Origin of the sequence: Actinomadura citrea (assembly GCF_013409045.1) — a bacterium.
Classification (GTDB): Bacteria; Actinomycetota; Actinomycetes; order Streptosporangiales; family Streptosporangiaceae; genus Spirillospora; species Spirillospora citrea.
On sequence record NZ_JACCBT010000001.1, the window covers coordinates 7,682,820 to 7,695,996 of the forward strand.

Genomic DNA, 13,177 nt, shown 5'->3' on the forward strand with positions numbered 1-13,177 from the left:
CACCGCGCCCCGCCTGTCCACACCTTTCGGACGGGTTCGCGACCGGCCGCTCCGCCTGGCGCTCCCTGGAAGGGCTCGTCTAATCGCCGGGCGACCACGGGTCGGTGACCGCGTGGAGCAGCCGGTCGACGGCCGCGTGATCTCCCACGACGGCGACGCTGCCGTCGGCGCATGCGGTCGCGAGCGCGCCCGGATCGTTCAGCAGGGCGCTGAGCGTCTTGGGCTCGGTACGGAGCGAGACGTCCGCCCTTGCGGGTTCGCCGGGCCGGACCTCAGCCCGTCCGGCCGCCAGGCGGACCGTCCAGACCCGACCGCCGAGCTCGAGACGGCACGTCGTCGGAGGCGCCGCGGGGTCGGGGCGAGCGGCGCCGCGCAGGAAGATCAGCACGGAGGTGGCGCTGAGCGCGGACGGCGCCGGGGGCTCCGGGACGGCGATCCCCCAGTCGCCCAGAGCCGTCAGGATCGGTTCCAGCCGCCGTCCCCGTTCGGACAGCTCGTAGACCCGGGGGCCGTCCGCCGGTGCCGGCCCGCGGCGGATCACCCCGTTGTGTTCGAGTTCTCGAAGCCGGTCCGCCAGCACGTTCGAGCTGACGTTGGGCAGCGCGTGCCGCAGCTCCGAGAAGCGCTGAGGCGCCAGGAGCAGCTCGCGGACGACCAGCAGGGCCCATCGCTCCCCGACGACGTCGAGGGCCCGGGCGATCCCGCACGAGTCCCGATAGCTACGGCTGGTCGGCACGGCCACTCTCCTCGTCCCTGTGTGGCCCCGAAACTACCATGCATCCTGGTTGTTTTTTACAACTAGAGCTGGTTGTTTTTAACAGCCAACTGTGGTTACCGTTGGCTCACATGGCCGACCCGGGTTCAGGACGGCCCGCGGGACGGCGGCAAGGCCGCCGCGCCGACCGCCTCAACAGCCGACGCGGGCGTCGCTTCGGCCCCGTATGCCGATCAGCTGGAGAACACATGAGTGGACTGCTGCTCGAGAACAAGAACGCCGTGATCTACGGAGGCGGGGGCGCCATCGGCGGCGCCGTCGCACGGGTGTTCGCCCGGGAAGGCGCGCGAGTCTTCATCGCCGGGCGGACGCAGGCGAAACTCGACGCCGTGGCACGTGACATCGCCGCCACGGGCGGAATGGTCGAGACCGCACAGGTCGACGTTCTCGACCTGCAGGCGGTCGAGAAGCACGCCGATGCGATCGCCGCGACGGCCGGCGGCATCGACATCGCCCTGAACGCCGTGAGCGTCATGCACGACCAGGGGACTTCGCTGGCGGACCTCTCGCTGGAGGAGTTCATGCGGCCGATCGACGGTTTCCTGCGGACGCTGTTCATCACGAGCAAGGCCGTGGCACGGCACATGGGCCGCGAGCGCCCCGGCGTCATCCTGACCCTCTCCGAGCCGGGCGCCAAACTGGCCGTGGGCGGCATTCTGGGGCACGGCGTGAGCTCGGCCGGCAAGGAGGCGTTCTCGCGGCTTCTGGCCGCGGAGCTGGCCCCCGGCAACATCCGGGTCATCGGCATCCGTCCGCACGCCGTCGTCGACGCGCCGGCAGCGGGTTCCTACACCAAAGACCTCTTCGAACGATCCGCGGCAGCGGCGGGGCAGTCGGTCCAGGACTTCCTGGAGGACGGAGGGATGGTGCAGGGGACGCTCCTGAAAAGGCTGCCCACACTTTCCGAGATCGCAGAGACGGCCGCGTTCCTGGCGTCAGATCGAGCCGGAGCCATGACCGGAACGATCGCCAATCTGTCCGGCGGAGCACTCGTGGACTGAGTGTCGGTCCAGAGGTGCGAACGCAGCCGCAGGTACACCACCCATGAGGAGATTCGACATGACGACGCTGAAGCCCGGCAGCATGCTGCTCGGCACGACCCGTCCCGCCGAGCTGCGGGCCTGGTACATCAAGGCGCTGGCGCCGGAGTCCACCGGCGAGGGCGCGATCGACCTGGGCGGCTTCCTGCTCGTCATCGACGGGCGTGACGACGTTCGACCGCACAACGACGAACCAGGGCGCATGATCCTCAACTTCCACGTCGACGACTTCGACGTCGTGGAGGCCCGGCTGGACGCGGCCGGCGCCGAGTGGATCTCGGTCGAGGACCGGGCGAAGGGCAGGTTCGGCACGTTCGCCGACCCCGACGGGAACTACCTCCAGATCATCGAGTGGAAGAAGGACGCCTGAGCATGTCGCTCCTCACCGGTACCCGGCTCAGGTCCGTCCGGCGGGGACGGCGGGGGCCTAAGGCGTCCTAGGCATGCCTAGATAAGGCGTCGTCCCGATGTTGGGGGTGGGGCCTTAGGGCGAACCTTGTACATGTCGGGCCAAGAGGGACCGGCAGGAACAAGGAGAAGCGAATGTTCAGCCAGGAGTTCATGAAGGTCGTCATCGAGGACCGCGTGCGGATGCTGCGGGCGGAGGGGAAGAACAGCCGTCGCGCCCGTATCGCGAAGGCGCTCAAGCGGTGAACCCCGCAGCCTGCGTCCCAGCGGCCACGCCCCCGTCGTCTCCGACGGGGGCGTTCCTCATTTCGGGGCGCCCGCGGGCGCGAGGGGGGCGCGGCCCCGGATCAGGTCGGCGGCGCGTTCGGCGATCGCGATGGTCGGGGCGTTGGTGTTGCCCCGAGGCACGGCCGGCATGACCGAGGCGTCCACCACGCGCAGGCCCTCGACGCCGCGGACGCGCAGTTCGGTGTCGCAGACGGAGCCGTCCGCGCCCATCGCGCAGGTGCTGGTGGGATGGAACAGCGTCGCGGCCTCGCGGCGGACGAAGTCGGCGATGGCCTCGTCGGAGTCGACCTGCTCACCGGGGGCCCACTCGCCGCCGATCAGGGACGCCAGCGGCCCGGAGGAGGCGATCTCGCGGGCCTGCCGGACGCCGGCGACCAGGATGTCCAGGTCGGCCTTCTCGGCGAGGTAGGCGGGGTCGATCAGCGGCTTGGCGTGGGGGCTGGCGGAGCGGAGGGTGAGCGTGCCGCGGCTCGCGATCGCCACCGCGGTGACCATGACCGACAGGAGGCGCTCGGACGAGTCGGTGAGCCCCTGGTCGACGAACGGGTTCGGCAGGACGTGGTACTGCAGGTCGGGGGCGGGCAGGCCCTCCACCGTGCGGGCGAACCCTCCGGCCTCGGCGACGTTCGAGGCGTAGGGGCCGCGCGCCAGGGCCTGGTAGAGGGCGAAGGAGCGGGCGTTCGCCAGTTCCCAGAGGGCCTTGGTGCGGGGGGTGGCGAACATGACGTTCACGAACGGGTGGTCCTGGAGGCGCTGCCCCACCGGGGAGTCGACCAGGACGTCGATGCCGAGGGAGCGCAGGTGGTCGGCGGGGCCGACGCCCGAGAGCATGAGGAGCTGCGGGCTGTTCACCGCGCCGCCCGAAAGGATCACCTCGGCCTCGGCGCGGGCCGACATCGTCTCGCCGCGCGCCTCGTAGCGGACGCCGGTGGCGCGGCCGTCCTCGATCACGACGCGGGTGGCGAGGGCGTCGGTGACGACCGTCAGGTTCGGGCGGTACTCGATCGGGTGCAGGTAGCCGGCGGCGGTCGACCAGCGGCGGCCGCGCTTGTGGGTGACCTGGTAGAAGCCGACGCCGTCCTGGTCGGCGCCGTTGAAGTCGTGGTTGGCGGCGAGGCCGTACGCCTTGGCCGACTGCACCCACGCGCGGGTGAGGGTGTGCTTGTAGCGCAGGTCCTCGACGCGCAGCGGGCCGCCGACGCCGTGGTAGGGACGCTCACCGCGCTGCTGGTCCTCGGCGCGGACGAAGTAGGGCAGCAGGTCCTCGTAGCCCCAGCCGTCGCATCCGTAGGAGTCGCGCCAGGTGTCGTAGTCGTACCGGGCCCCCCGGATGTAGATCATCGCGTTGGTGGACGAACTGCCGCCGAGCGTGCGCCCGCGCGGCCAGTACACGCTGCGTCCGGCCGCGTGCTCCTGCGGGACGGTCGCGTAGTCCCAGTCGAACGGTCCCTTGATCAACGCGGCCACGGCGGCCGGGATGTGGATCTCGGGGGCGTCGTCGGGCGGGCCCGCCTCCAGCAGCAGGACCTTCACGGAGGGGTCCTCGGTCAGTCGGGCGGCCAGGACACAGCCCGCGCTGCCCGCTCCCACGATGATGTAGTCGTACACGGCGGCCTCCGGGGTCTTTCCGAAAACCCTACCGAACGGGCTTCTGCCAGCGGCAGGGCTAGGCTGCCCCCATGGCCAAGAACAGGGACAATCCCGTCGTGCTCTCCCGGATCTACACCCGCACGGGAGACGACGGCACCACCGCGCTGGGCGACGCGTCCCGCACGTCCAAGACCGATCCGCGCCTCGCCGCGTACGCCGACGTGGAGGAGGCCAACGCCGCGATCGGCACCGCGCTCGCGCTCGGGTCCCTGCCCGAGGCCCTGGTAGCGCTGCTGACCCGCATCCAGAACGACCTGTTCGACGTGGGCGCCGACCTGTGCGCGCCCGTCGTCCCCGACCCGCAGTACCCGCCGCTGCGCGTCGAGCCGGCCTACATCGAGCGGCTGGAGGAGGCCTGCGACGAGTACAACGCCGACCTTCCGACGCTGCGCAGCTTCATCCTGCCCGGCGGGACGCCCGGCGCCGCGCTCCTGCACGTCGCGCGGACGGTGACCCGCCGCGCCGAGCGGTCCGCCTGGGCCGCGATCGAGGCCCACGGCGACTCCGGCGCCACTCCCGAGGGCGGCGTGAACCTGCTGACGGCCACGTACCTCAACCGGCTGTCGGACCTGCTGTTCATCCTCTGCCGCGTCGCCAACGCCGAGCACGGCGACGTCCTCTGGAAGCCCGGCGGGGAGCGCTGAGGCACCGCGGGGGTGGGGCTAACCCCACCCCCGGATGACCGGCTCCCCTCCTGGCGGCGCCGCCACGCCTGGAGCAGGCTTGACCTGGACGGGCGCACGCCGACGACGGGGAGAGACCAGTGAGGACCCTGACAGCCACGGCCGCCGCGGCGGTGACGGCGGCGGCGCTGGCCGGCTGCGGCAACGTCGGCGTCGGCCGGCACCAGCAGGACCGCTCCTACGCCGCGCCCGCGGGCACCGCCGGGCTGAAGATCACAACGCACGGGGGCCGGGTCGAGGTCACCGCGTCCGACTCCCCCGGCATCAGGATCACCGAGCGGCTGCGCTGGTCGAACGACAAGAACAAGCCGAAGGCGCGGCACGTCTCCGAGGGCTCCACCCTGGCGCTGTCGTCCTCGTGCGGCAGGAACGTGATGGGTTTCGCGACGTGCGGGGTCTCCTACCGCGTCCAGGTGCCGCGCAGCACTGCGGTGCAGATCGACAGCCAGGACGGGGCGATCGAGGCGTCCGGCCTCGCCGGGACGGTGCGGCTGCGCAGCGGCAGCGGCTCGGTCAGGGCGACGGATCTGCGGGCGGCGACGGTGTCGATCAGCGCCGACGACGGCTCGGTGCACGTCACGGGCCGCGCGGCCACCGCCGACCTGCGCAGCGGCAGCGGAGCCGTCACCGCGGAGAACCTCACCGCCGACCGGCTGAAGGCCCGCGCGTCCGACGGCCGCGTCGAGGTGAGCGGGCGGGTCGCCGTCGCCGACCTCGGCACCGGCAGCGGCTCGATCACCCTGGACGGGCTGGCCGCCGACCGGATCACCGTCCGGACCGACGACGGCGGCATCACGATGCGGCTGGACTCGCCGCCCGCGAACGTCCGGGCCCTCGCCGGCACCGGCTCGATCCGGCTGCGCCTCCCGACCGGGGAGAGCTACGCCATCACCATGTCCGCCGAGGGCGGCAAGCGGATCGACCCGGCCGTCCACCAGGACTCGCGGTCCGCGCGGCACATCGATCTCCGCACCCACGACGGCGGGATCACCGTGGCGCCGCACTAGCGGTCACGCCGGACTTGACCTGCCCCGAGGTCTCCGGACGGTCATCCATGGTGCTCGCAGCCAGTAGCACGATGGAGACACACCATGACCGACTCACCCGACGGCCTCGCCGAAGATCTCGCCGACCTGCGTGCGGTCGTCGAGATCCACGGCCATGGTCTCGCCAGGCACGCAGAGGTCATCAAGGGCCTTCGCGATCGGCTCGGTTCGCCCGCTTCCATCGACGCCGAGGAGACCGCCGGCCGGCCGGATGACGAACGTCCGCTGATACCGACCTTCCTGCTGTACCTGGACGGCCCAGAGCACACCCTGGAACTCGAGACCATGGCGACGTGGGTCAACGTGCTCCTGGTCCCCGTCTACGTCAACCAGGTGAGCCCGCTCCGACCGTGGTGCTCACGCTGGTGGGAACATCCCGAGGCGCTCGCTCGCCTCCACGCTCTCTGGATGGCCTGGCAGGGGCTCACCGACTCACCGTCCTGCGGGCACACCGGTCCCAGCATCTGGCACCGCGACCATCTCGACCCCGCGCTCGCCCGCCTCCGCGCCCCCGACGGCCCCTTCGCGGGGTGCATGCTCGATCCCGAGCGGCCCGCCCACAACGCGGGCCCCTCCACCCCGGTCGAAGACTTCGGGTTCCCTCCCGCGTGACGCCGAGCCGGCCGAACCCGCGCGGCTAGCGCAGCAGGTACGAGCCCTGCCACAGCGGGGCGTAGGACCGGTCCCGGACCGGGCCGACCCGGGCGCCGCCGTTCACCGCGACCGTCGTCCGGGCCAGGTGCTGCAGGACGTGCGCGACACCGTCGGCGTTGCTGTCGAGCAGCTTGAGGTTGACGTTCTTCAGGCGGTCGCACCTCGCGTGGTAGCACGGGTCGTACGCCTTGCCCGCCCTGCCGCCGAACGCCTTGGCCTCGGCGGCCGTCTTCACTCCCTCGGCCCCGGTGTCCATCCCGCCCGCCGGGATGCCCCGCTCGACGAACGGCCCGTAGTCGGAGCGCCCGTTGAACTCGCTCGCGGTGACCGGCAGACGGCGGCCCTGGAAGTACTGCCGGAACATCCGCTCGATCGCCCCCGACCCGGCGGGCGCCCGCGTGCCCGCGCCGGTCGAGTGGTCGCCGTCGTAGACGCCCCGGGTGCCGTTCGGCGAACCGAGCATGTCGAGGTTCAGGTTCAGCGCGATCCGCTCCCGCTGGGCCGCGGGCAGCGATCGCAGGTACTGCTCCGACCCCTGCATCCCCTCCTCCTCGGCTCCCCACCAGGCGAAGCGCACCCGGTTGCGCAGGCCGTCCCGGCCGAGTTCCTTGATCTTGGCGGCGATGGCGAGCAGGGTGGCGGCGCCGGTGCCGTTGTCGTTGATCCCCGGGCCCGCCGGGACGCTGTCCAGATGCGCGCCGACGACCACGACGTTGTCGGCCCGCCCCTGCCGGGTGTCGGCGATGACGTTGGACGACGTCCGTCTGCCGTGCACGGCGTCGGTCCTCACCCGCAGCTTCAGGCCGCCCTTGCGCGCGGCCTTCACCAGTGCGGCGCCCACCGCGTGCGTCGGGCCGACGACCGGGATCGCGGCCGGCCTGGACAGCGTCCCGTTCACCGGCCCCTTCTCCCCCGGCTTGTTGAAGATCACCACGGCGGAGGCGCCGGCCGCCCGCGCCCTGGCGGCCTTGGCCGCGAACGTGCAGGTGCCCCGCTGGACGAGCGCGATCGAGCCCTTCGCGAATCCCTTGAAGTCGGCGGCCTCGCAGCCGCTCGTCCCCTCGCCCTTGGCGGGGACGTCCACCGGCGCCGCCGGCGCCGTCACATCGCCGGAACCGGAGTAGGCGAGCGTGAGGAAGTCGGCCTCCCGCTTGTAGGACGCCTTGGACGGCGTCGTCCGCGCGAGCTTCGCCTGCGACCGCTCCTGCCAGTACGGGTAGGTGAACTTCAGCACCTTCGGCGAGAACCCGGCCTTCTTCAACCGTCCGGTGACGTACCGCACGGACACGTCGTAGCCGGCCCTCCCCGCCGCGCGGTTCCCGCCGTTGTAGTCGGCGATCTCCTGGAACGCGGACAGGTGCGGCTCGACGTCCTTCAACGTGACCAGCGCCGCGAGATCGGGCCGCGCCCGCGCGGCCCCGGCCGGCGGCAGGGCGGCGGGCAGGAACAGCGCGGGCAGCGCGACGGCCGTGCCGAAGAGGAGCCTGCGGGCGACGAACAGCCTGCGGCCGGTGAGGAGCATGCGCACGTGCACTCCAGCGGGCGGAGTAGGGAGCGGACCAGCGCGATCCTCACCCCGCGCCCCGCCCGCCTCAAGCAGCCGCGGCACGGTAAGGCCGTTTCGATACCGGGCTCTTACCAGCTCATTCCCGGCCGGGCCTCATTCCGGCCCGCCGGCCACACCCTCATTCCGGGGAGTGCAGGTCCACCGGGAAGCCGGGCGGGGCCGCCTCCAGCCACGCCAGGAACCCGGTCAGGGCCGCCGCGCCCATCGCCAGCTCCACCGCCAGGTCGCCGTTCCTGACCTCGATGACGCTCACGTCCGGCAGCAGGCCCTCGGCCTCGTCCGGATCCGGGACGCGCCGGTTGGACACGACGAGGCCCCGGCGGTGGATGACCTGCCGGGGCCGTCTGCGGAAACCGAACACGCGGTGCCAGTGCAGGACATCGCCCTTGTAGCGGCCGATGCCGAGCCTCCACACTCCGGGGGCTCCGCCCTCCCGGGGCAGTTCGCGCAGGCTGCACTCCACGGTGCCGCCGCCGCGCGTGAACAGCCAGCGGCGCACCGCCATGGAGACGAACAGCAGCGCCGCCGCCAGAACGAGCGCGGCGAGCACCCCGCCGACGTCCAGTGCCAGGTGCTCGCCCAAATCCCCCGCCGTCCGCCCGAACCTAGACCTCGACGCCCGCCGCGCGCAGCCGCGCCCTGGCGCGCCGCTCCGGCGTCGCGTCCTCGGCCTCGGCGGACAGGGCCTCGTCCAGCGCCCGCTTGGCGTCGTCGACGTCGATCTCTTCGTCCCGCTCGACCTGCTCGGCCAGCACCGAGACCTCGTCGGCGGCGACGGAGAAGAACCCGCTGCCGACCGCCGCCAGGACCGGCGCGCCGCCGTCCGCGGGCTCGATCTTCACCACGCTGCCGTCGAGGAGGACGCCCAGCACCGGGGCGTGCCCCGGCAGGATACCGAGCGAGCCCTCAATGGTCTGCGCGACCACCATCTTGGCCTCGCCGGACCAGACCTCGCGCTCCGGCGAGACCAGCCCGACCTTCAGGGTTGCCACGTCATTCCCTCCGACTACTGGAGCGGATCCGGCGGGCCGCCCCGGGCGCGAGGCCCGGGCGTGGCCCGCCGGAGCGGACTACTTCTCCAGCTCCTTGGCCTTCTTCTCGACATCCTCGATGCCGCCGCACATGAAGAACGCCTGCTCGGGGAGATGGTCGTACTTGCCCTCCGCGATCGCCTTGAACGAGGAGATCGTCTCGTCCTTCGGCACCGTCTCACCGGGCTGGCCGGTGAACTGCTCGGCCACGTACATCGGGTGCGACAGGAAGCGCTCGATGCGCCGCGCCCGCTGGACGGTGACCTTGTCCTCCTCGGAGAGCTCGTCGATGCCGAGGATCGCGATGATGTCCTGCAGCTCCTTGTACTTCTGCAGGATCCGGATCACTTCCTGGGCGACCTCGTAGTGCTCGTTCCCCAGGATCTGCGGGTCCATGATCCGCGAGGTGGAGTCGAGCGGGTCGACCGCCGGGAAGATGCCCTTCTCGGAGATGCCTCGCGACAGCGTCGTGGTGGCGTCCAGGTGCGCGAACGTGGTGTGCGGCGCCGGGTCGGTGATGTCGTCGGCGGGCACGTAGATCGCCTGCATCGAGGTGATCGAGTTACCGCGCGTCGAGGTGATCCGCTCCTGGAGCACGCCCATCTCGTCGGCCAGCGTCGGCTGGTACCCCACCGCGGACGGCATGCGCCCGAGCAGCGTGGACACCTCCGAACCGGCCTGCGTGAACCGGAAGATGTTGTCGATGAACAGCAGCACGTCCTGGTTCTGCACGTCGCGGAAGTACTCCGCCATCGTCAGCGCGGACAGCGCCACCCGCAGCCGGGTGCCCGGCGGCTCGTCCATCTGGCCGAACACCATCGCGGTGTCCTTGAGGACGTCCGCCTCGTCCATCTCCACCCAGAGGTCGTTGCCCTCACGGGTGCGCTCGCCCACTCCGGCGAACACCGAGGTGCCACCGAAGTTGCGGGCGACGCGGCGGATCATCTCCTGGATGAGGACGGTCTTGCCCACACCCGCGCCGCCGAACAGGCCGATCTTGCCGCCCTTGACGTACGGGCACAGCAGGTCGATGACCTTGATGCCGGTCTCCAGCATCTCGGTCTTGGACTCCAGCTGGTCGAACGGCGGAGCACCGCGGTGGATGCCCCAGCGCTCGTTGACCTCCAGCGAGGCGGTGGGGACGTCCAGCGCCTCGCCGAGGGCGTTCCACACGTGGCCCTTGGTGATGTCGCCGACCGGCACCGCGATCGAACGGCCCGAGTCCGTCACCGGAGCGCCGCGGACGAGGCCGTCCGTCGGCTGCATCGAGATCGCCCTGACCATGTTGTCGCCGAGGTGCTGGGCGACCTCGAACGTCAGGGTCTTCGCCTCGCCGCCCAGGGTGACCTGCGCGTTGAGGGCGTTGTAGATCTCCGGGATGGCGTCGGCGGGGAACTCCACGTCGACGACCGGGCCGATGACACGGGCGACGCGCCCGGTCGCGGTCGCCGTCTCTACCTGAGCAGTCATACCCTTCTCACTCCCCGCCAGAATCGGCGAGCGCGTCAGCGCCACCGACGATCTCGCTGATTTCCTGGGTGATCGCCGCCTGCCGCGCCTGGTTCATCTGGCGCGTGTAGACCCCGATCAGTTCGTTGGCATTGTCGGTCGCCGACTTCATGGCCCGCCGGACCGACGCCTGGAAGGACGCCGCCGACTGAAGCAGCATGTGGAAGATGCGGCTCTCGATGTAGTTCGGCAGGAGCAGGTCGAGCGCGGCCTGGGCGGACGGCTCGAACTCGTACGCCGGCGGGACCTTGGAGGACTCGGCCTCCTCGATCTCCAGCGGCATCAGCCGGGTGACCCGGACGGTCTGGGTCAGCATCGAGACGAACTCGGTGTAGACCACGTGGATCTCCCCGACCCCGCCCTCGGCGTCGGTCTTGAGGAAGTCCTCGGCCAGCCGCCGCCCGATCCGCTCGGCGTTGCCGAAGACGGGACGGTCGCTGAACCCGTTCCAGGACTCGGCGACGTCCCGGTCCCGGAACCGGTACCAGGTGATGCCCTTGTTGCCGACGACGTAGGGGACCGGCTCGCGGCCCTCGTCCCGCAGCGCCTTGATCAGCGACTCCGCCTCGCGGATGACGTTGGCGTTGTAGGCGCCGCAGAACCCGCGGTCGCTCGTGATGATCAGCACGGCGCTGCGGTTGTCGGCCGGCTGCTCCTCCAGCAGCGGATGGTCGATCCCGACGTGGTGGCTCACCAGCGCGGTCAGGGCCTGCGTGATCTGGTCGGCGTACGGCTTGGAGGCCGCCACCGCCTGCTGGGCCTTGACGATCCGCGACGTGGCGATCATCTCCTGGGCACGAGTGATCTTGGCGGTCGACTTGACCGTCTTGATCTTCTGCCGGAGTTGGCGAAGCTGTGCGGCCATGGCCGTCAGCCCTTCTTGACGCGGGTGATCGTCTCCTGCTTGACGTCCTCGTCCTCGATCGCCTCGACGGGCTCCTCGGCGAGCAGCTCTCCCTCGCTGGTCTGGAAGCCCTTCTTGAACTCCGTGATGGCGTTCTTGAGGCTGGTGAAGCCGTCGTCGGACAGCTTGCCGGTCTCGCGGATGGAGGTCAGCACGCCGCTCTCCTCGCGCTCGACGTAGTCGAGGAACTCGCGCTCGAAGCGGCGGATGTCGGCCACCGGGACGTCGTCCAGCCCGCCGGAGGTGCCGGCCCACACGGACACGACCTCCTGCTCGACCGGGAACGGGCTGCCCTGGGGCTGCTTGAGCAGCTCGACCAGCCGGGCGCCGCGGTCCAGCTGCGCACGCGACGCGGCGTCCAGGTCGGACGCGAACGCGGCGAACGCCTCCAGGTCGCGGTACTGCGACAGCGCCAGGCGCAGCGTGCCGGCGACGGTCTTCATCACCTTGATCTGCGCATCGCCGCCGACCCGGGAGACCGAGATGCCGACGTTGATCGCCGGCCGGACGCCCTGGTTGAACAGGTCGGTCTCCAGGAAGCACTGCCCGTCGGTGATCGAGATGACGTTCGTCGGAATGTAGGCCGACACGTCGCTGCCCTTGGTCTCGATGATCGGCAGGCCCGTCATCGAGCCGCCGCCCATGTCGTCCGACAGCTTCGCGCAGCGCTCCAGCAGCCGGGAGTGCAGGTAGAAGACGTCACCGGGGTAGGCCTCGCGGCCCGGCGGGCGGCGCAGCAGCAGCGACACCGCGCGGTAGGCCTCGGCCTGCTTCGACAGGTCGTCAAAGATGATCAGGACGTGCTTGCCCTGGTACATCCAGTGCTGCCCGATCGCGGACCCGGTGTAGGGGGCGATGTACTTGTAGCCCGCCGGCTCGGAGGCGGGAGCCGCCACGATCGTGGTGTACTCCAGCGCGCCGGCCTCCTCCAGGGAGCGGCGCACGTTGGCGATCGTGGAGCCCTTCTGGCCGATCGCGACGTAGATGCAGCGGACCTGCTTCTTCTCGTCGCCGGACTCCCAGTTCTCCTTCTGGTTGATGATGGTGTCCACGGCGACCGTCGTCTTGCCGGTCTGCCGGTCACCGATGATCAGCTGCCGCTGGCCGCGGCCGATCGGCGTCATCGCGTCGATGGCCTTGATGCCGGTCTGCAGCGGCTCGCTCACCGACTGCCGCTGCACGACCGTGGGGGCCTGCAGTTCGAGCGCGCGGCGCTCGGTCGTCTCGATCGGCCCTTGGCCGTCCAGTGGGTTGCCCAGCGCGTCCACGACGCGGCCCAGGAAGCCGTCGCCGACGGGGACCGAGAGGACCTCGCCGGTCCGGCGGACCTTCTGGCCCTCTTCGATCTTGCTGAAGTCACCCAGGACAACGGCGCCGATCTCACGTACGTCCAGGTTCAGAGCCAGGCCACGGGTACCGTCCTCGAACTCAAGGAGTTCGTTCGCCATCGCGGAGGGCAGGCCCTCGACGTGGGCGATACCGTCGCCCGAATCGACGACGGTGCCGACCTCATCGCGCGCGGCGGCCTCGGGCTCGTACGACTGGACGAAGCGCTCCAGCGCGTTCCGGATCTCGTCCGGACGGATCGTCAGCTCCGCCATGATTCCTCTCTTGCTCCCTAT

Annotated in this window: 13 protein-coding genes; 5 read left to right on the top strand and 8 right to left on the bottom strand. The window is 70.9% G+C overall.

The features are described 5' to 3' along the window. Window positions 1–79 precede the first annotated feature (79 nt). The gene (locus BJ999_RS35190) at window positions 80–736 is read right to left on the bottom strand and encodes a winged helix-turn-helix transcriptional regulator (protein WP_179837255.1); all 657 of its coding nucleotides are present in this window, start codon (window positions 734–736) and stop codon (window positions 80–82) included. Window positions 737–846: 110 nt separating this feature from the next. Here BJ999_RS35190 and BJ999_RS35195 point away from each other — a divergent pair, with 110 nt between their 5' ends. Further along, window positions 847–1,776, top strand: a complete 930-nt coding sequence (locus tag BJ999_RS35195) for an SDR family NAD(P)-dependent oxidoreductase (RefSeq protein WP_218935385.1) — start codon at window positions 847–849, stop codon at window positions 1,774–1,776. A 58-nt stretch (window positions 1,777–1,834) separates the two neighbouring features. Further along, complete coding sequence (locus BJ999_RS35200; protein ID WP_179837256.1) at window positions 1,835–2,185, top strand: VOC family protein; 351 nt, start codon at window positions 1,835–1,837, stop codon at window positions 2,183–2,185. Between the two features lie 341 nt (window positions 2,186–2,526). Here the strand turns inward: BJ999_RS35200 and BJ999_RS43825 are convergent, their stop codons facing one another. Then, window positions 2,527–4,119 carry a GMC family oxidoreductase gene (locus tag BJ999_RS43825; protein WP_179837257.1) on the bottom strand — a complete coding sequence of 531 codons (1,593 nt, stop codon included), beginning with the start codon at window positions 4,117–4,119 and terminating at the stop codon, window positions 2,527–2,529. Window positions 4,120–4,190: 71 nt separating this feature from the next. Between BJ999_RS43825 and BJ999_RS35210 the strand changes: the two genes are divergently transcribed. From BJ999_RS35210 to BJ999_RS42615, 3 genes are all read left to right on the top strand, one after another. Further along, window positions 4,191–4,805 (top strand): cob(I)yrinic acid a,c-diamide adenosyltransferase, encoded by a 615-nt coding sequence (locus tag BJ999_RS35210; RefSeq protein ID WP_179837258.1) that lies wholly within the window; start codon window positions 4,191–4,193, stop codon window positions 4,803–4,805. A gap of 119 nt (window positions 4,806–4,924) precedes the next feature. Next, complete coding sequence (locus tag BJ999_RS35215) at window positions 4,925–5,851, top strand: DUF4097 family beta strand repeat-containing protein (RefSeq protein WP_179837259.1); 927 nt, start codon at window positions 4,925–4,927, stop codon at window positions 5,849–5,851. Between the two features lie 84 nt (window positions 5,852–5,935). Beyond that, window positions 5,936–6,502, top strand: a complete 567-nt coding sequence (locus tag BJ999_RS42615; protein ID WP_179837260.1) for a DUF4913 domain-containing protein — start codon at window positions 5,936–5,938, stop codon at window positions 6,500–6,502. 25 nt (window positions 6,503–6,527) lie between these two features. Here the strand turns inward: BJ999_RS42615 and BJ999_RS35225 are convergent, their stop codons facing one another. From BJ999_RS35225 to atpA, 6 genes are all read right to left on the bottom strand, one after another. After that, the gene (locus tag BJ999_RS35225; protein WP_229810012.1) at window positions 6,528–8,066 is read right to left on the bottom strand and encodes a M28 family peptidase; all 1,539 of its coding nucleotides are present in this window, start codon (window positions 8,064–8,066) and stop codon (window positions 6,528–6,530) included. A gap of 163 nt (window positions 8,067–8,229) precedes the next feature. Further along, window positions 8,230–8,694: a DUF2550 domain-containing protein gene (locus BJ999_RS35230; protein WP_179837262.1), complete on the bottom strand. Its 465-nt coding sequence runs from the start codon at window positions 8,692–8,694 to the stop codon at window positions 8,230–8,232. A 22-nt stretch (window positions 8,695–8,716) separates the two neighbouring features. Continuing rightward, window positions 8,717–9,103 (bottom strand): F0F1 ATP synthase subunit epsilon, encoded by a 387-nt coding sequence (locus BJ999_RS35235; protein WP_179837263.1) that lies wholly within the window; start codon window positions 9,101–9,103, stop codon window positions 8,717–8,719. A gap of 78 nt (window positions 9,104–9,181) precedes the next feature. Continuing rightward, entirely contained in the window at window positions 9,182–10,612 is a 1,431-nt protein-coding gene (gene atpD / locus BJ999_RS35240; protein ID WP_179837264.1) for a F0F1 ATP synthase subunit beta, read from the bottom strand. Between the two features lie 7 nt (window positions 10,613–10,619). Next, window positions 10,620–11,516: a F0F1 ATP synthase subunit gamma gene (locus BJ999_RS35245; protein ID WP_179837265.1), complete on the bottom strand. Its 897-nt coding sequence runs from the start codon at window positions 11,514–11,516 to the stop codon at window positions 10,620–10,622. A gap of 5 nt (window positions 11,517–11,521) precedes the next feature. Next, window positions 11,522–13,156, bottom strand: coding sequence for a F0F1 ATP synthase subunit alpha (gene atpA / locus BJ999_RS35250; protein WP_179837266.1), 1,635 nt, complete (start codon window positions 13,154–13,156; stop codon window positions 11,522–11,524). Between the last annotated feature and the right edge of the window lie 21 nt (window positions 13,157–13,177).